Source organism: Streptococcus infantis (assembly GCF_047463275.1).
Lineage (GTDB): Bacteria > Bacillota > Bacilli > Lactobacillales > Streptococcaceae > Streptococcus > Streptococcus infantis_AF.
The window spans coordinates 1-17,471 of record NZ_JASHEE010000001.1 but is presented as its reverse complement, the minus strand read 5'-3'; the positions used below and the strand labels follow the sequence as shown (position 1 = coordinate 17,471).

At 40.2% G+C, this 17,471-nt stretch carries 15 protein-coding genes, 17 tRNA genes, 2 rRNA genes and 1 pseudogene; 2 read left to right on the top strand and 33 right to left on the bottom strand.

Translation table 11 applies throughout. The annotated features are described in order from the left end of the window. From QM923_RS00175 to QM923_RS00150, 6 genes are all read right to left on the bottom strand, one after another. Window positions 1-624 carry a hypothetical protein gene (locus QM923_RS00175; protein WP_414290427.1) on the bottom strand — a complete coding sequence of 208 codons (624 nt, stop codon included), beginning with the start codon at window positions 622-624 and terminating at the stop codon, window positions 1-3. Next, window positions 621-1,382, bottom strand: coding sequence for a DNA-methyltransferase (locus QM923_RS00170; protein ID WP_414290426.1), 762 nt, complete (start codon window positions 1,380-1,382; stop codon window positions 621-623). The genes QM923_RS00175 and QM923_RS00170 overlap by 4 nt, the downstream gene beginning before the upstream one ends. A gap of 25 nt (window positions 1,383-1,407) precedes the next feature. After that, complete coding sequence (locus tag QM923_RS00165; RefSeq protein WP_414290425.1) at window positions 1,408-2,262, bottom strand: DNA adenine methylase; 855 nt, start codon at window positions 2,260-2,262, stop codon at window positions 1,408-1,410. 98 nt (window positions 2,263-2,360) lie between these two features. Continuing rightward, a complete protein-coding gene (locus QM923_RS00160; RefSeq protein ID WP_006152721.1) occupies window positions 2,361-2,765 on the bottom strand; it encodes a PaaI family thioesterase in 405 nt (134 codons plus the stop codon). A 69-nt stretch (window positions 2,766-2,834) separates the two neighbouring features. Next, the gene (locus QM923_RS00155; protein WP_414290424.1) at window positions 2,835-4,316 is read right to left on the bottom strand and encodes a UDP-glucose--hexose-1-phosphate uridylyltransferase; all 1,482 of its coding nucleotides are present in this window, start codon (window positions 4,314-4,316) and stop codon (window positions 2,835-2,837) included. 18 nt (window positions 4,317-4,334) lie between these two features. After that, the gene (locus tag QM923_RS00150; RefSeq protein ID WP_414290423.1) at window positions 4,335-5,513 is read right to left on the bottom strand and encodes a galactokinase; all 1,179 of its coding nucleotides are present in this window, start codon (window positions 5,511-5,513) and stop codon (window positions 4,335-4,337) included. A gap of 168 nt (window positions 5,514-5,681) precedes the next feature. Between QM923_RS00150 and QM923_RS00145 the strand changes: the two genes are divergently transcribed. Continuing rightward, on the top strand, window positions 5,682-6,683 hold the full coding sequence (locus tag QM923_RS00145) for a LacI family DNA-binding transcriptional regulator (RefSeq protein ID WP_414290422.1): 1,002 nt from the start codon (window positions 5,682-5,684) through the stop codon (window positions 6,681-6,683). A 221-nt stretch (window positions 6,684-6,904) separates the two neighbouring features. On the opposite strand, the gene QM923_RS00140 is transcribed toward QM923_RS00145, so the two are convergent. Together QM923_RS00140 and QM923_RS00135 are read right to left on the bottom strand one after the other, a co-directional pair. Then, window positions 6,905-7,942 carry a zinc-binding dehydrogenase gene (locus QM923_RS00140; RefSeq protein ID WP_414290759.1) on the bottom strand — a complete coding sequence of 346 codons (1,038 nt, stop codon included), beginning with the start codon at window positions 7,940-7,942 and terminating at the stop codon, window positions 6,905-6,907. Between the two features lie 79 nt (window positions 7,943-8,021). Then, on the bottom strand, window positions 8,022-8,918 hold the full coding sequence (locus QM923_RS00135; RefSeq protein WP_414290421.1) for a cation diffusion facilitator family transporter: 897 nt from the start codon (window positions 8,916-8,918) through the stop codon (window positions 8,022-8,024). Between the two features lie 133 nt (window positions 8,919-9,051). On the opposite strand from QM923_RS00135, the gene QM923_RS00130 reads away from it, so the two are divergent. Next, the gene (locus tag QM923_RS00130) at window positions 9,052-9,603 is read left to right on the top strand and encodes a TetR/AcrR family transcriptional regulator (protein ID WP_036759336.1); all 552 of its coding nucleotides are present in this window, start codon (window positions 9,052-9,054) and stop codon (window positions 9,601-9,603) included. A gap of 145 nt (window positions 9,604-9,748) precedes the next feature. On the opposite strand, the gene QM923_RS00125 is transcribed toward QM923_RS00130, so the two are convergent. From QM923_RS00125 to QM923_RS00005, 25 genes and pseudogenes are all read right to left on the bottom strand, one after another. Beyond that, the gene (locus QM923_RS00125) at window positions 9,749-11,269 is read right to left on the bottom strand and encodes an ABC transporter permease/substrate-binding protein (protein WP_414290420.1); all 1,521 of its coding nucleotides are present in this window, start codon (window positions 11,267-11,269) and stop codon (window positions 9,749-9,751) included. Beyond that, entirely contained in the window at window positions 11,262-11,990 is a 729-nt protein-coding gene (locus QM923_RS00120; RefSeq protein WP_414290419.1) for an ABC transporter ATP-binding protein, read from the bottom strand. Before QM923_RS00120 ends, QM923_RS00125 begins: the two co-directional genes overlap by 8 nt. Next, complete coding sequence (locus tag QM923_RS00115; RefSeq protein ID WP_414290418.1) at window positions 11,983-12,837, bottom strand: SDR family oxidoreductase; 855 nt, start codon at window positions 12,835-12,837, stop codon at window positions 11,983-11,985. Before QM923_RS00115 ends, QM923_RS00120 begins: the two co-directional genes overlap by 8 nt. An 18-nt stretch (window positions 12,838-12,855) precedes the next feature. Next, window positions 12,856-13,305, bottom strand: coding sequence for a MarR family winged helix-turn-helix transcriptional regulator (locus tag QM923_RS00110; protein WP_414290417.1), 450 nt, complete (start codon window positions 13,303-13,305; stop codon window positions 12,856-12,858). A gap of 134 nt (window positions 13,306-13,439) precedes the next feature. Next, window positions 13,440-14,144 carry a hypothetical protein gene (locus tag QM923_RS00105; protein WP_414290416.1) on the bottom strand — a complete coding sequence of 235 codons (705 nt, stop codon included), beginning with the start codon at window positions 14,142-14,144 and terminating at the stop codon, window positions 13,440-13,442. A gap of 149 nt (window positions 14,145-14,293) precedes the next feature. Further along, a pseudogene (locus QM923_RS09630) lies at window positions 14,294-15,393 on the bottom strand (DUF4767 domain-containing protein). 182 nt (window positions 15,394-15,575) lie between these two features. Further along, a tRNA-Ser gene (locus QM923_RS00095) sits at window positions 15,576-15,663 on the bottom strand. A gap of 6 nt (window positions 15,664-15,669) precedes the next feature. Then, window positions 15,670-15,743 (bottom strand) — tRNA-Ile (locus QM923_RS00090). 33 nt (window positions 15,744-15,776) lie between these two features. Then, window positions 15,777-15,847: transfer RNA gene (locus QM923_RS00085), tRNA-Gly, on the bottom strand. Between the two features lie 19 nt (window positions 15,848-15,866). Next, a tRNA-Phe gene (locus QM923_RS00080) sits at window positions 15,867-15,939 on the bottom strand. 4 nt (window positions 15,940-15,943) lie between these two features. Beyond that, window positions 15,944-16,017 (bottom strand) — tRNA-Met (locus QM923_RS00075). A gap of 14 nt (window positions 16,018-16,031) precedes the next feature. After that, window positions 16,032-16,121 (bottom strand) — tRNA-Ser (locus QM923_RS00070). Between the two features lie 10 nt (window positions 16,122-16,131). Beyond that, window positions 16,132-16,205, bottom strand: a tRNA-Ile gene (locus QM923_RS00065). Between the two features lie 13 nt (window positions 16,206-16,218). After that, window positions 16,219-16,292: transfer RNA gene (locus QM923_RS00060), tRNA-Met, on the bottom strand. Between the two features lie 5 nt (window positions 16,293-16,297). Further along, window positions 16,298-16,371 (bottom strand) — tRNA-Pro (locus QM923_RS00055). 14 nt (window positions 16,372-16,385) lie between these two features. Then, a tRNA-Arg gene (locus QM923_RS00050) sits at window positions 16,386-16,459 on the bottom strand. Window positions 16,460-16,466: 7 nt separating this feature from the next. Further along, window positions 16,467-16,552, bottom strand: a tRNA-Leu gene (locus QM923_RS00045). A gap of 7 nt (window positions 16,553-16,559) precedes the next feature. Further along, a tRNA-Gly gene (locus tag QM923_RS00040) sits at window positions 16,560-16,631 on the bottom strand. 26 nt (window positions 16,632-16,657) lie between these two features. Further along, window positions 16,658-16,730, bottom strand: a tRNA-Thr gene (locus QM923_RS00035). Between the two features lie 12 nt (window positions 16,731-16,742). Beyond that, window positions 16,743-16,824 (bottom strand) — tRNA-Leu (locus tag QM923_RS00030). Between the two features lie 5 nt (window positions 16,825-16,829). Next, window positions 16,830-16,902: transfer RNA gene (locus QM923_RS00025), tRNA-Lys, on the bottom strand. Between the two features lie 18 nt (window positions 16,903-16,920). Then, window positions 16,921-16,993: transfer RNA gene (locus tag QM923_RS00020), tRNA-Asp, on the bottom strand. 2 nt (window positions 16,994-16,995) lie between these two features. Continuing rightward, a tRNA-Val gene (locus tag QM923_RS00015) sits at window positions 16,996-17,068 on the bottom strand. Window positions 17,069-17,072: 4 nt separating this feature from the next. After that, a 5S ribosomal RNA gene (gene rrf, locus QM923_RS00010) occupies window positions 17,073-17,188 on the bottom strand. Between the two features lie 76 nt (window positions 17,189-17,264). Further along, window positions 17,265-17,471 (bottom strand): 23S ribosomal RNA (locus tag QM923_RS00005); the annotation flags it as partial.

The window sequence follows — 17,471 nt, the reverse complement described above, 5'->3', positions numbered from 1 at the left end:
TTAATTTTCCTCTTTTTTAGGTAATGGTAAGCCAATCGCATCTAACGGAATATAATTAAAATAATATTTACATCCAACACTAATAATATAATCTAAAGTATCTTTATACCGAGGATTTTTAAACCAATCTTTATCTAATAGGTATGAATAACTGACCTCCTTATTTAAAGGAGAAAACAGTTTTTTGTATTGCTTTAATTTAAAATCACATGTTTGCAACTTTTCATCTACACTTCCTCCACCACTCTGTGTTTTTTTCTCTATGATATAGACAGTATTCTTATTAATAACAAAGATTGCTTCATCAGGCAATAATTTGGCGGATATGATTTTAGTATAATCAAAATCATCAATTTCATCAAAGTAGCGATAGAGACCTTTTTTTTGGAAAATCTGTCCAACTTCGTCTCCTAAAAATTTTATACTCCATCTATAAGGTTTCGAACGCAATTTTGTTCCTTTGATGATTTTCGTTTTTCCTCCTTGTTCCGTCCTTTTTGTATCATAGTCAATATTCTCAATACTGTAGCCATCTTGACTAGCCAAAAATGTAGGGAAATCCGTTTGTATTTCAAAAGCTAAACCTGTTTTAGTGTTTGCTCCTCCAATGCCACCTTTTTTCATTCTGTATATTCCATCCTCTTCTTTGCGATTTTCAAATATTCTTTTTCAGCATCAATGCCTATAAATCTTCTACCTAAGCGTTTAGCAACTACTCCAGTTGTTCCACTTCCTACAAACGGGTCTAAAATATAGTCACCTTCTTTAGTAGAAGCCAAAATTATACGTTCCAATAAATATTCTGGTTTTTGTGTTGGATGCTTGCCAGCCCATTTCTCCGCTTTTTTCGTCAAGGAGCCTGTCCAAACATCTTTCATTTGTTTACCATCATTTAGCTCTTTCATCAAATCGTAATTGTAATAATGACGAGCTTTTTTGTCATTTTTTCTTGCCCATAAAATAGTTTCAGTAGAATGAGTAAAATATCGACAGGATAAATTGGGTGCAGGGTTTGTTTTCTGCCAAGTAATATTATTTAGAATTTTAAAACCTTCTTGCTCTAATGCCATTCCAACTGAGTAAATATTATGCAAACTCCCTGAAATCCATATAGTCCCATTGGGCTTCAAAACTTCTTTTGCTAAACGAATCCATTTGCGGTTGAACTCATGCTTTTCCTCAAATGAAGAAATCTTGTCCCAATCTCCTTTATCAACGGAAACAACTTGTCCCCCAGAATTAGATATCCCACCATTACTTAAAAAATATGGTGGGTCAGCAAAGATCATATCCATACTCTCTGGTTTCATTTTTGATAATAATTTAAACGTATCTGCATGGACAAGAATCATTTTGTCTTTATTATAGTATGGTTTTGTCATTAAAACACCCCCATACTTATATTCGTTAATTTTCATAATTTGTGACTATAATTTCAGAAATTTTTCCTCGACTGGAAGACTTAGCACCATTTGTTCGTATAGCCTCTACATAATGGATATTAAAATCTTGATATAATTCCTCTACTAAATGACTCGATGAATTTGACAACATTACATAAGCTCCTGCATCACTTAGTCTCCTAAATGTATCTCTTAATCTAACTTGGTCCTCATAAGAAAAACCTTCATGAGTATACGATGTAAAAGCGCTTGTCTCAGATAATGGAATATAAGGAGGATCGAAATAGATAAAATCACCTTCTTGAACATCTAAGAGTGCATCCTCAAAATCGCCCGTTTTAATTTCTATTTGATTGCTATTTAGATAATTTGAAATAGCGAATATTAACTCTTCATCAACAATTTTAGGATTTTTATAGCTACCGTATGGTACATTGAATTGATTTTTGGAATTCACTCGATATAAACCATTAAAATCAACTCTTAGCATATATAGAATTCTAGCAGCTCTTTGGACATCAGACATATTGTTTATTCTATCATCACGATCAGCTGAGCGTAATTGCAAGTAATAATCTTTTGAATTATTTTCCTGATGATACTTCAATAGGTCAATTAACTCCTGAGGATTATTCCTAATTTGTTGATAACAGTTGATTAACTCAGCATTATAATCATTAATAACAGCCCTTTCAGGAGCTAAATCAAAAAATAATGCCCCTCCTCCGATAAAAGGTTCATAATAATCATTATATGTTTCAGGCATAAGTTCTTTTATAATAGGTAATAATTGCCTTTTTCCACCTGTCCATTTAGTGAACGGTTGTAGAATAACTTTTTTCGTTTGTTCAATATTCATACTTTTTATTATACCACATATAAGTAACCATTAGCTTGGTATTTCACTACTCTTATAAACTAAAATGAGTAGGATAGTTTTCCTACTCATTCTTTCTTTTATATCCTCACCTGTCTATCTTCAGATCGTTGTCCTGTGACAAACATGGTGAAGGTTGCCTTGCAGACATTTCGGCCATCTTGGTTGATAATGTCAACATCGACGACACAAGTGGTGCGTCCTTGGTGGACACATTCTCCCTTGATAGTGAGAACGTCCCCTAGATTTCCAGCTTTCAGATAATTGATGGAAGACTGGAGTGTCACCCCGTCTAATCCTAGCGAAATCACCACAAGACCACTGATTTGGTCACAAAGGGTAAATAGATAGCCTCCATGGGCATTTCCATAGTAGTTGAGTGAAGAGTCCACTACTTTTGTCGTCACCACCACGTGACCATCTCTCATTTTTTCAATTTCGTAATTTTCAAAGGCAGATATAGCGTCAAAGTGAAAATCTTTCATACTTTCCTCCTGATGTTTCAAACGACACTATGATACTACTTTTCAAGACTCTACGCAAGAGACAAGCACTTATTCGGGTAAAATACCAACCTGCTCCACAAAGCGCATAAAGGCAGCTTGTCCTTCTTCTGTTTGCTTGTAAACTCCTGCATCTTCCAAAACTCGAGCAAAGATTTTTCCAACAGATTCTTGGACGATTTCAAGAGCTTGTACTTTGTCAGTCAATCCAGGATGGGATTCTTTCAACTCATCCGCCCATTCTTGGTGATAATCTGAAACTGAAACATCCTCTCCGACTAGGTAAGCTGCTACTTGCTCTACTTCTTCCTTCAAGCGTGGTGGCAAAATTGCCAAGCCCATGACCTCTATCAAGCCGATATTTTCCTTCTTGATATGTTGGACATCCTTGTGGGGATGATAGATACCATCTGGATGCTCTGGAGATGTTTGATTATCCCGCAAGACCAAATCTAATTCGAACTGCCCATCTCTTTTACGCGCAATCGGTGTGATAGTGTGATGCGGTGTTCCATTACTTTCTGCCAAAACTTGAACACTCGTATCTGAGTATTGACGCCAAGCCAGTAAGATTTTATCCGCAAGTTCCGTCAAATCCCCTTTAGAATCCGAAGTTAGTCGAATGACAGACATAGGCCACTGAACAATCCCTGCTTTGACAGCTTCAAAACCTTCAAAGGTAAAGTTTTTCTGTAAATGAGCCACTTCCATTGGGAAAACATGACGACCACCTTGATAATGATCGTGGGTCAGGATGGAACCACCCACGATTGGTAAGTCTGCATTCGAACCAGCAAAATAGCCTGGAAATTGCTCCACAATTGCTAACAAACGTTCAAAACTTTGGCGACTAATAACCATAGGACGATGCTTGCTGTCTAGGAAAATACAGTGCTCATTAAAGTAAGCATAAGGCGAATATTGGAAGCCCCACTCCTGCCCAGAAATATCAAAACGTATAATCCGGTGATTGCTTCTAGCTGGATGGTTGACACGACCATGATAACCTTCGTTTTCCATACAGAGTTGACATTGAGGATAGTTACTAGACTTGACCAACTTGGCTGCCGCAATCTCTTTTGGATCCTTTTCAGGCTTAGAGAGATTGATGGTAATCTCCAGTTCACCGTAGTCAGATAGTACACGATAAGCAATATTCTTTGCGATAGCCTTTAGTTTGATGTAGTCATTCTTCTGACTGAGTTGGTAGAAATCTGCAATTGCCTGCTCTGGTGACTGGGCATAGGTATCCCAAAAATCACGATTAACCTGACTTGGACAAGGCGTTACCAAGTCCATGAGGTCAGCACCGAGAATCTCACGCGCAGCCTGACTATCTTCAATCGTTTCCAATCGAACGGCTTCCTCGACAAGCTGATCTTTTAGTTCAATCAAATCATCCTGGTCAGTCTCAACTTCAAGAACTCCATCTCCAACCAGTGCTAAAACACGATTGGTCAGATAGATACGATCCAACTCTTCAAAGCTACTTTCTGCAATGACTTTGGTCACAAAATTTTCTACTAAGGTCACTAGAAAACCTCCTTCTGACTATTCAAGGATGCGAGTTCCACCTGCCACTTCAGCGATATAGAAGCTTGGAGCGTAGCCAACGATTTCTTCATAGTGCTTGCCTACAGCTTCTTTAAAGGACTCAACAGCATCCTTTTGAACCAAGGCGATTGCACAACCACCAAAGCCAGCTCCAGTCATACGAGCACCAAGAACACCTTCTTGAGCCCAAGCTGTATGAACAAGGGTATCTAATTCCAAGCCAGTTACTTCGTAATCGTGCTCAAGTGAAACATGAGAAGCATTCATCAAACGACCAAACTTGTCTAAATCTCCTGCTTGAAGAGCCGCTTGCGCTTTAAGCGTACGTTGATTCTCAAGAACTGCATGACGCGCACGTTTCAAACGATTTTCATCTTTGATCAGGTAGCTATATTCATCAAAAGCCCATTCATCCAATTCACCCAAGGTTTGAATATTTAAGGACACTTGGAGTTCTTCTACTGCTTTTTCACATTCAGCGCGGCGTTCATTGTACTTAGAATCCGCAAGTTCACGGCGTTTGTTAGTGTTCATGATAACAACAACATTGTCCTTCAAATCAAGGGGAACCAAGTCATATTCTAAACTATTTGTATCCAGATAAATGGCACGTTGGTCTGCCCCCATACCGATAGCAAATTGGTCCATGATACCAGAGTTAACCCCAATAAAGTTATTCTCTGTCAATTTTCCGATTTTAACCAAATCTAGACGGTCCAATTTTAGGTCAAAGAGATATTCTGCCACGACACCAGTCAAAAGCTCTAAGGATGCAGATGAAGACAAGCCAGCACCATTTGGAATATTCCCATAGACATAGAAATCAAACCCTTTATCAATCACATGACCAGCTTCTTGCAAGAAATGTAGGACACCTTTTGGATAGTTAGTCCAGTTGTGCTCTTTCTCAAACTTAAGGTCAGCCAGAGGAACTTCGATAATGCCTTTGTCCTCAAAGTTTGCTGAGTAGAAACGCAAAACTTGATCATCACGCTTGCGTGCTGCTCCATAAGTTCCTAATGAAATCGCTGCCGGGAAAACATGGCCACCGTTGTAGTCAGTATGCTCCCCAATCAAGTTGATACGGCCTGGTGAGAAGAAGGTTTGATCTGCTTCTTGACCAAAAACAGCAAGAAAGTCCTTGCGAAGTGCATCAGTAGTAAGATGTTGTGTCATATGAATTCTCCTTTGACAATTTGTTAGGTAAAAAAGTTTACCTTGTAATCGTTTTCTTCTATTGTACCCAAGGGTTTTGCTTTGGTCAACATTTTTACCGATATTTTACTAAACTATGAGTAAAAAGATAGAAAAATATGCTATAATAACCTAAAAAGGAGGGGAATTATGGCTACACTCAAAGATATTGCTCAGTTAGCCTCTGTCTCAATCGCAACTGTATCCCGTGTCCTCAATCGCGATCAGAGTCTATCTGTCACAGAAGAAACCCGACATCGTATTTTAACTGTCGCCGAAGAACTAGGTTATACCAAACATCTTAAAACAGGCGAAAGTCACAAACTGAAACAAAAGATTGCCATTATCCAATGGGTCAGCGAACAAGGTGAGTTGGAAGACCTCTACTACTACCAGATTCGACTAGGAATCGAAAATAGAGCACAAGAATTAGATTACGAAATCTTACGCTATTTCAATGATCAACCTTTTACGCTTAGCGAAGAAGTCATTGGAATTCTTTGTATTGGAAAATTTAGCCAAGCACAGATTGCATCATTTGAAGAATATCAAAAACCTCTAGTTTTTCTAGATAGTGACACCATAGCCTTGGGACACACCTGTGTCATTACAGATTTTAATAATGCTGTTAGACAGGTAGTCGATTACTTTACAGACCACGGGATTAAGAAGATTGGTATCTTATCCGGTCTTGAAACGACTACTGACCAAGAAGAAGTCATCGCAGATAAACGCTTAGGTTACTTTAAATCCTATACACAAGAAAAAGGAATTTATAACGAGAAATTCATTTTCCAAGGTCTATTTACTGCCCAATCTGGATACGACTTGATGAAAGAGGCTATCGAAAAATTAGGAGATAAACTTCCACAAGCCTTTTTTGCAGCTAGTGATAGTTTGGCAATCGGTGCCCTTCGCGCCCTTCAAGAAGCCAGCATCAGCATACCAGAGCGCGTGAGTATTATTTCCTTTAATGATACTATTCTAACCAAGCAAGTGTTCCCACCCCTTTCCAGTATCTCAGTCTACACCGAAGAAATGGGACGTACAGGAATGGATATTCTTAACAGAGAAGTCCTTCACGGCCGTAAAATTCCAAGCCTCACCATGCTTGGAACCAAACTGACGTTAAGAGACAGCACCTTGCATTAAGTACAACACTTGAACATAAAAAAACCTAATAGAGATTCTCAAATCCTATTAGGTTTTTCTTTTTATACTCAATGAAAATCAAAGAGCAAACTAGGAAGCTAGCCGCAGGTTGCTCAAAGCACTGCTTTGAGGTTGTAGATAAGACTGACAAAGTCAGCTCAAAACACTGTTTTGAGGTTGCAGATAGAGCTGACGTGGTTTGAAGAGATTTTCGAAGAGTATTAATCCATCACAATCATAGACTTGATAGTCTTGCGTTCATCCATAGCCTTGTAAGCTTGGTCGATATCTTTCAGTTTATAGCTTGAAGTAAAGACACGACCTGGATTGATATCACCATCAAGAACAGCTTTGAGCAAGAATTGCTTATCGTATGTTGTTGCAGAAGCTGCTCCACCCGCAACAGAAATATTCTGAGCAAAGGTCGAACCAAGGGCACGGTTATTATAGTGAGGCACACCAACAATTCCCATACGACCGCCATTATGAAGGACACCCAGAGCCTGTTCAACAGCCGCCTCAGTACCAACACACTCAAGTGCTGCATCTGCTCCACCGCCGAGAATTTCACGCACCTTGGCAATCCCTTCTTCTCCTCGTTCAGCTACAACGGCTGTCGCACCTGACTCCAAGGCCATTTGTTGGCGGTCTTCATGACGACTCATAAGGATAATTTGTGATGCTCCACGCATCTTAGCTGCGATAACAGCACATTGCCCAACGGCACCATCGCCAATAACGACAACTTTATCCCCTGGTTTCACATCTGCCACACGCGCTGCATGATAGCCTGTCGGCATGACATCAGCTAGAGTCAAGAGAGATTTAAGCATCCCTTCTGTGTAGTCAGACGGTTGTCCAGGGATTTTAACAAGTGCCCAATTGGCATAGTGGAAGCGGAGGTATTCAGCTTGGAAATTCCCTCCTAGGTTATTTCCGATATGATTGTCACAAGAACCATCAAATCCAGCACGACAGGCATCACATTCCCCACAACCATGAGTAAATGGCACAATCACAAAATCACCGGGCTTGACCGTTGTAATGGCTTCTCCAGTTTCTTCAACGATCCCAATCGCTTCGTGTCCACTATTTTTATGTCCCGCTTTAATATCTGGATTGCGGTAACTCCATAGGTCTGAACCACATACGCAAGCACGAACTACGCGGATAATCACATCATCCGCTTCTTGAATACTTGGACGTTTAACCTCTTCAATACCAACCTGACCTGCTTTTTTATAGACTGCTGATTTCATAAACATTTACCTCTCTGTATCTAACTTACTTCAAGTATACACTTTTTATGAAGTTTTCGCTCACTTATACTACGCCACATCAATGATGATGATCGTGATCATGGCTTGCCTCTAGCTCAACCATATTGCGCTTATGGACCTGGTGGCTTGCTAAGTCTGCATCTACCTCAATGGTAATATTTTGAAAACCACAATCTTTGAGTAAGTCTCGAATGGATTCTTTACAAACTTCCATATGTTTGACATCCTCGAGACAAACATGGATAATGGCATTTTTCTCCAAACCATCCATAGTCCAGAGATTCAGCTGATTGACACTAGCAACATAGTCCAATTGTTCTAAGCGACTCTTGACCTGCTTGATATCTACTCCTTCTGGCACAGCATCAAGGAAAATCTTGAGCGTAGACCAAAAACGAGGAATGGCTTTTGACAAGATAAAGAAGGAAATGACAAGCGACAAGAGAGGATCTAAGATATACCAATCCGTAAATCGGAGAATAATTGCCATCAGGATGACTGCTATCCAACCAAGGGTATCTTCTAGAAAATGCAGGCTAAGAATAGATTCGTTCTTTGTTTTTCCTTTACGAACCACTAAACTCGCTAGCATATTTATAGTAACCGCAATGATTCCAAGCCAGAGGATGCCCTTATCATTAACAGGTTGTGGATGAAACATTTTTGTGATATTTTCCAAAATGACAAGTACAGATCCTGTCATAAGAATCACAGCCGTTATCAAAGCTCCTAGGAGGCTAAATCGTTTGTAGCCCAAGGTGTAATGACTATCCTCTTCACGATTGGAGATTGTTTCTAGAAAGGCTGATAGCCCAATTGCGATTGCATCTCCCAAGTCATGAACAGAGTCAGCAAGAACAGCACTCGAACCAAATACTCCACCTGCGATAAATTCAACAATGGCAAAGCTTAGATTTAAGAAAAAAGCCAGCCAAACAGCACGATTTGTTGTCATTTTTTTATTCTCCTTTGGTATAATAGTAGTATAATTATTATCTTTACTAGTATTATCTCTCACTCCAAAAAGAAAGGATAGGGGCAAACTGTTTACTCTGTACGTTAGTGAACAGTTTGTTCGAATTGTTCATATGAGTACTCAAGATCGTCGCATTACCAAGACTCGAAAAGCCATCTATGCTGCTTTTTTGCAATTACTAAATCAAAAAAACTTTGAAACAATCACCGTTCAGGAGATCATAGACCTAGCAGATGTTGGTCGTTCCACCTTTTATAGCCATTATGAAAGTAAAGAATTACTCCTAGACGAGCTTTGCCGCTATCTCTTTCACCATCTTTTTGAACGCGAGAAAAATATTAGCATCGAAGCATATTTGACACATATTTTTTTGCATTTTAAGAAAAATCAAGACCACGTGACCAGTCTTCTTTTCTCAAAAAATGACTACTTCCTCCGTCAATTACAGAAAGAACTGGAACACCATGTTTATCCTATGGTAGCAGAGGACTTGCAAGTTTCTTATCCTAATATTCCATCCTCCTTTCTCAAGCACTTTGTTGTAACTAACTTTATTGAAACATTGACCTGGTGGCTGAAAAAGGGGAAATCTTATAAAGAAGACCAAGTAGTGAGATTTTACTTAGATGTCATCGAAATGAAGTCTGAAAAAAAACTACTCTAGTTCTTACACTTTTAATTCTATTAGATTAGCTAATTGTATTTATTTCTTGACTTAAACTTACACAAAAACCCATCCTGCACAAAAGCAAGATGGGTTTATCATTCTAACTTATTTGAACAAATTCGTAGCTAAAGCTAACTAGACTTTACTTCTTCAGCAATCCTTCCTGGACTAGAAACTCACGCGCCACTTCTTCAGCTGATTGGCCTTCGACACCAACCTGATAGTTCATCTGACTCATCTGGCTCTCGGTAATTTTACCAGCTAGTTTATTAAGAATATCTTCCAACTCAGGATGTTTTTCGAGTAATTCAGCTTTCATGAGTGGAGCGCCTTGATATGGCGGGAAGAGTTGTTTATCATCCTCCAAAACCACTAAATCATAGCGAGCAATTTCAGCATCAGTTGAGTAAGCATCTGTAATTTGAATGTCACCTGACTGGATGGCTTGGTAGCGAAGAGCTGGCTCCATAGTTGCCACATTGAGATTCAATCCATAAACAGACTGCAGGCCCTTGTTTCCATCCTCACGGTCATTAAACTCCAGAGTGAATCCCGCCTTGAGCTGTCCTTCTACTTTTTTCAAGTCTGAAATCGTCTTAAGCCCATATTCTTGCGCAATTTTTTTAGGAACTGCTATAGCATAAGTATTTTGATAAGCCATGGGTTTAAGAAAGGCTAGTTGATCCTGTTTGGCAATACCATCACGAGCTACCTCATAAACCTTTTCTGGGTCATGCCCAATTTGTGGAGATGATTGGAGGAGACTCTCTGTCACTGTTCCAGAAAATTCTGGATAGATATCAATGTCCCCTTTTTTCAGCGCTTGGTAAAGAAAGTCTGTCTTCCCAAAATTGGGTTTAACCGTCACCGTCATATCCGTATTTTCCTCAATGAGAAGCTTGTACATATTCATGAGAATCTCAGGTTCAGGTCCCAACTTCCCAGCTATAACCAGATTTTCTTTCTCTTTATTTGGAATCATGCTTGGAGCATAACTTGCTCCCAAACCAAGCACCATAACAGCAAAGGCTGCAACAATTGTACGCAACTTTGCCTTTTCCAACCATTTGAGAACAACATTAAAGAGAATGGCTAAGATGGCTGATGAGATTGCACCGATTAAAATGAGACTCGCATTCCGACGGTCAATTCCCAAAAGGATAAAGAAGCCCAATCCACCAGCTCCCACAAGAGCTGCTAGAGTCGCTGTCCCAATAATCATAACGGTCGCTGTTCGAACCCCCGATACAATGACAGGCATGGCAAGTGGAATTTCAAACTTCTTGAGTCGCTCCCACTTGGTCATCCCAAAAGCAATCCCTGCCTCCTCAAGACTAGGATCAATGCCATTCAGGGCTGTGATTGTATTTTCTAAAATCGGGAAAATAGCGTAAATGACAAGGGCTGTGAGGGCTGGTAAGGTTCCAATCCCCATGAAGGGAATAAAGAGCCCCAACAAGGCCATTGAAGGAATGGTCTGGAAGATACCTGCAACTTGTAGCACCCAAGTCGCTACTTTTTTGTGACCATTTAGATAAACCGCAAGTGGGATGGTCAGAAAAATAGCGACCAATAAGGTCAAAAGAGATAATTGCAGGTGTTGACCCAGAGCTGTTACCCATTCACTAAATCGCTCCTGAAAGGTTGAAATGAAATTAGACATGAAGGCCACCTCCAAACAAGTTTGCTACAAAGTCTGTCGCAGGTGCTTGTAAAATTGTTTTAGGTTCTGCAACCTGGCGAATTTCTCCATCCTGTAAAACAGCAATTCTATCGCCTAATTTCAAGGCTTCGTCTGTATCATGAGTAACGAAGATAGTGGTCATACCAAACTCTTTGTGCAATTTTTTAGTCAGAGCCTGCAACTGCTTGCGAGAAATTGCATCGAGAGCAGAGAAAGGCTCATCCATCAGTAAGATTTTTGGTTCTGCAATGATGGCCCGCACAATCCCAATCCGTTGTTGCTCCCCACCCGATAACTCACTAGGCATGCGCTTTGCATACTCTGCAGCAGGCAGACCCACCTTGTCCAAGAGTTCTTCTGTTTTAGAGGCTATTTGTTCCTTACTCCAGCCCTTCATCTCAGGAATCAGTGCAATATTTTCAGCAACTGTTAAATTTGGAAAAAGAGCAATGGCTTGAAGGACATAGCCGGTACTAAGACGTAATTCCCGTTCATCATACTCCTTGATCCGTTTTCCGTCCATATAGATATTGCCATCAGTCGGCTCCAAAAGACGGTTAATCATCTTGATCATGGTGGTCTTTCCAGATCCTGAAGGACCCACTAGCACCATGAATTCTCCATTTTCAATACGGAGATTGACATCTTTTAAAATGTCCTTATCCGTGTAGCGCAAGGCTACATGTTTGTATTCAATCATGTTCTTCCTCAATAAGTTTTCTGTCTCTAAGAGTATCCAATAGGCTACTTGCCGGATGCCCTAGCACTTTTTCGATATCTGTTGAAACCCCAGCTTGTTCCCCAACTTTGATAGCTGTATAAGTGCTGACCCAGGCATCGTACTCCCAAGTTTGTGCTGGCCATTTTTTCCGTGACTCATAAGCTTCTTCTACTGTTTCATCCACATACGCGATGGCGTCACCAGTCTCTTTTGAAAGAAGCGCTACGATTTCTTCCATGGAAAGATCCTCTGGCCCTGTCAAATTCAAGGTTTGATTTTCCCACTCCTTAGGATTTAAAAGAATCTCTGCTGCAACCCTAGATGTGTCCTTACGGGCAACAGCTGACACAAGACCACTGCCGGCTGGACCACGAATCTCTCCATTTTCAAGCGCCATATCAATCAGGAAGTCCAAGTAAAAATTATCTCTCAAAAAAGTGTAGGTGAACCCTAACTCCTTGATATAGGCTTCCGTCTGGGCATGATCTCGAGACAAGGTGAAAGTTGCCTTCTCATCTGCCCCATAAAAGGAGGTATAGACGATATGCTCTACTCCTGCTAGCTTTGCAGCATCTAAAAAGCCCTTGTGTTCCTTGACACGCTCTAGATTTTCCCGAGCAGAAACCATCAACAAGATATCGATCCCCTTCAAGGCCTCAACCACCTCTGGAGTATTGGCATACACTATTTTACGAATTTCCGCAGACGCGTAGAGTTTTGCACGCTCTGGACTTCGTGCTAGATGAACTGAAGCGATTCCTTTCTTATCGACAAGATTAGCCACATAAGAACCTAATTTCCCTGTTACCCCTGTAATACCAATCATAACTGTTACTTCCTTTCCTTAGAGGTCATTCTCTTTAGCTTTTAGATTAGAGATAATGCGCTCTTGATAGGCCTCAAATTCTCGGATTTCTTGATCCGAAAATCCTTGATAGAAAATCTCTCCCAGTTCTTTGCTGACACGGTCTCCGATTTCCTTTTGTGCCCAACCGAGGTCTGTCAAAGAAATATATTTTTTCCTTTTATCCTGCGTACAAGGTTGAATCGTAACCAAACCTTGTTCTTCCAATTTCTTAACCATACTGGTCAATGTATTATTGGCTAGACCCGTCGCAAGAGCGATATCGGTCGCAGTAGCGCACTCCAACTCTTGCTTCCACAAAATCGTTAAAATTTTTCCCTGTTCACTTCGGTATTGGGCATCTGGTTCCTTGCTCAAGAGTTTTTGAAAAAGTCGTCCGTTCAACAAGCGTATCTGTAAAGCTTGGTAGCCCCCTTGCATCTTGTCCATTTTGTCTCCTTTTTTTCTATATCGAACTTTCTATCGTTTATTGTAATATTTTCAATTACATCTGTCAACTATTTCGATATAGAAATAATAAAAAACTTCCTACCAAAAAGTAGAAAGTCATCATTTTAATAAAATTAAACATGAATCACATCAGAAGCATTCCTCTTAAAGAAAGTGCTATGAGCCAGATAAGGACCGTACTTAGAATTTTGACTATAAACCAACCATAAAGGAATGATAAAACTTTTTATAAAGTAGAGTAAGCAAAAAAGTAAAAAATAACTAAAACTAAGAGTTTTTAAATCAAGAAAGTAAAGATAACAGACAATTGATGTATTCAATAGAATATTTAATCCAGTAGCAAAACTAGCCGACAAGATATTCGTTTCAATCTTAGGATTACACAATTTGACAAGAAATAAGGCTAATAAGGAAGTATGATAAATACAAATCGGCTTGTAGTCGTGACGATATAAAACAAAACATTTATGATTATAAAAAATAATCCCTTTACTAAAATTACTCCTTTTGTTAATCCAAACATGGGAAACTCCACTGATATCACTCCAAGGAACAAATAAATCAAATCTTCTAAGGTAAATCCCATCCTGATTAATATAAAATTTCCAAGGAAAAATAAAATGTATGCTGATACCAAGTAAAAGCAATAAAAGAAGGAAATACACTAACTGTGTTTGATCAAAACTAAAAGCGTAATCATAAAATGTTATCGTTTGAAATCTGCGACCAACAATTTGATTAAAGCCTAGAAAAAACAAAACAATTATAAATAAAACATATCTATAAAAAATACTACGAAACTTTACACCTTTGGTCATAGATTATATTCTCCTAAATTATACTATCATCAAATAATACTTTATAATTTTATGTAACCCTAGTATACCATTAAATACTCAAAGAATATAAAAATGATGGAAAGAGATATTAAAAAATAGAGTCTAGTCAAAACTAAACTCTTTTTCTTTTACTCTTCTTCTACCAAACGTTTAAACTCTGCTTGGATTTCTGTATTTTCTGTTGGTTTTAAGTACATGTCTCCACCATTAGTCGTCGGTGAATGAAAGACAATCGCTTCTCCTGTATTGGTTATCGCAAAGAAGTAACTATGAACATCCGGGTATTTATCCCAATTACTATAACGCTCTACTATTCGGTACTGGGCATTTCCTAGACCTGTATCCGTATACTCAGCATTCATTTTTTCACTTGGTCCATCATCCCTAAGTGTATAGAGGTGGTCAGCCCCCACATCTCCTCCTGCGATTCCCTTTTGGTAATTGGGTTGTCCTAGTCTTTCTCCCCAGCCCTTTATAAAAGCTTCTAGTTTGGCAGATTTGTTGGGATTCCATGGTGCTTTTTGCTTTTCTCCCGAAATGGTCGTGCTAGTAGAGCTTTCAAATTTCTGCCAATCTAGTTGCTTGAAGTTCATTAATTCTGCTTCTGTCTTACCAAAGTCAGAGTGCAAACTTTTATTCCCAGGAACTCGAATATCCTGTTCTTGTAGTTTACTTGCAACTTGCTGGTTTAAATTCAGATGATAGAGTACTCCTCTACCTTCTCCTGTTCCAGAGGACCAACTTAATTCCAGGATATCGCCTCCCTTATAGATATTCATAGAATTTCTAACACCACCATGGCCGGCTACAAAGCCTTCTGCTAAAAGTATCGGTTTCTCATTTACAAGATAATAAAGACCCGAAATGAAATAATCACCATTAGATTGCTCAACGCCTATTAATAATTCCTCTACACCATCTTGATTAAGATCCGCATAGGCATAACGAATCTTATCTGATTGAAAAACCGCATTTTCAAGAGACCAACTATTGATAGGGCGTTCGGTGCCTTGTAAACTCTTATAGAGATCAGCGATTGCATTTACATCCTTCGGCGTAGAAAGTATTTTTTGATAATTATCAAAAACTGGCCTGTAGAATTCTTTAAAATTTTACTTGGTCGGTTCGATAGTTGTAAACTGACTAGTAGTAGATGATAAGCTACTTTCCTGACTGGAAATAACACCATTTTGATTACTACAAGCAATTATAAATAAAATTAAAACAGAACAGACGAGACTCCTAAGACTTTTTTATTCTTCGTAACATTCTCCTTTATAGTTACAGTAAATTTAAACTTAAATCTCTCTTACATTATATCAAATGTAAAAAAGTTTGCCATATAATAATAAAACTAAGGAAAAATATGAAAATTGGGAAAACAAAAAAGAGCTAAAAGCTCTTTAATTACGGAGAATAAGGGATTCGAACCCTTGCGCCGGTTACCCGACCTAACGATTTAGCAAACCGTCCTCTTCAGCCTCTTGAGTAATTCTCCTATTAATGGGCACGAGTGGACTCGAACCACCGACCTCACGCTTATCAGGCGTGCGCTCTAACCACCTGAGCTACGCGCCCAAGCTAAAAACTTGGTATTTGAACAAAGTTCAAAGCGGGTGACGAGAATCGAACTCGCGACAACAGCTTGGAAGGCTGTAGTTTTACCACTAAACTACACCCGCATAGTATTATATTAAAAAATGGCGCGAGACGGAATCGAACCGCCGACACATGGAGCTTCAATCCATTGCTCTACCAACTGAGCTACCGAGCCAATATTGCGGGAGCAGGATTTGAACCTACGACCTTCGGGTTATGAGCCCGACGAGCTACCGAGCTGCTCCATCCCGCGTTAATAATAAATAAAGGAGGATGTGGGATTCGAACCCACGCACGCTTTTACACGCCTGACGGTTTTCAAGACCGTTCCCTTCAGCCGGACTTGGGTAATCCTCCACCATTCAAATGGACCTTGTAGGACTTGAACCTACGACCACTCGGTTATGAGCCGAGAGCTCTAACCAGCTGAGCTAAAGGTCCAACAAGATCATTATAGCGGCGAAGGGGATCGAACCCCCGACCTCCCGGGTATGAACCGGACGCTCTAGCCAGCTGAGCTACACCGCCATCAATCGGGAAGACAGGATTCGAACCTGCGACACCTTGGTCCCAAACCAAGTACTCTACCAAGCTGAGCTACTTCCCGAATTAAATTGTTAATGCACCCTAGAGGAGTCGAACCTCTAACCGCCTGATTCGTAGTCAGGTACTCTATCCAGTTGAGCTAAGGGTGCTCATTTATGCCGAGGACCGGAATCGAACCGGTACGATCGTTACCAATCGCAGGATTTTAAGTCCTGTGCGTCTGCCAGTTCCGCCACCCCGGCCTCTCTAAGCGAACGACGGGATTCGAACCCGCGACCCCCACCTTGGCAAGGTGGTGTTCTACCACTGAACTACGTTCGCATCGACTCTGGTTTATATTAAAAAAATGCCGGCTACATGACTTGAACACGCGACCCTCTGATTACAAATCAGATGCTCTACCAACTGAGCTAAGCCGGCTAATTTCTATAATGCGGGTTAAGGGACTTGAACCCCCACGCCGTTAAGCGCCAGATCCTAAATCTGGTGCGTCTGCCAATTCCGCCAAACCCGCAATGATGACCCGTACTGGGCTCGAACCAGTGACCCATTGATTAAAAGTCAATTGCTCTACCAACTGAGCTAACGAGTCAAATAACTTTCGTTATTACGGTCCCGACGGGAATCGAACCCGCGATCTTCGCCGTGACAGGGCGACGTGATAACCGCTACACTACGGGACCTATGGGAGTTAACGGGATCGAACCGCTGACCCTCTGCTTGTAAGGCAGATGCTCTCCCAGCTGAGCTAAACTCCCAAAAGCTAAGCGACTTCCATATCTCACAGGGGGCAACCCCCAACTACTTCCGGCGTTCTAGGGCTTAACTTCTGTGTTCGGCATGGGTACAGGTGTATCTCCTAGGCTATCGTCACTTAACTCTGAGTCATACATACTCAAAATTGAATATCTATCAAATTCCAAGAAAACCTTCGCTTTCGTATTCTCAGTTACTTTGGATAAGTCCTCGAGCTATTAGTATTAGTCCGCTACATGTGTCGCCACACTTCCACTTCTAACCTATCTACCTGATCATCTCTCAGGGCTCTTACTGATATAAAATCATGGGAAATCTCATCTTGAGGTGGGTTTCACACTTAGATGCTTTCAGCGTTTATCCCTTCCCTACATAGCTACCCAGCGATGCCTTTGGCAAGACAAC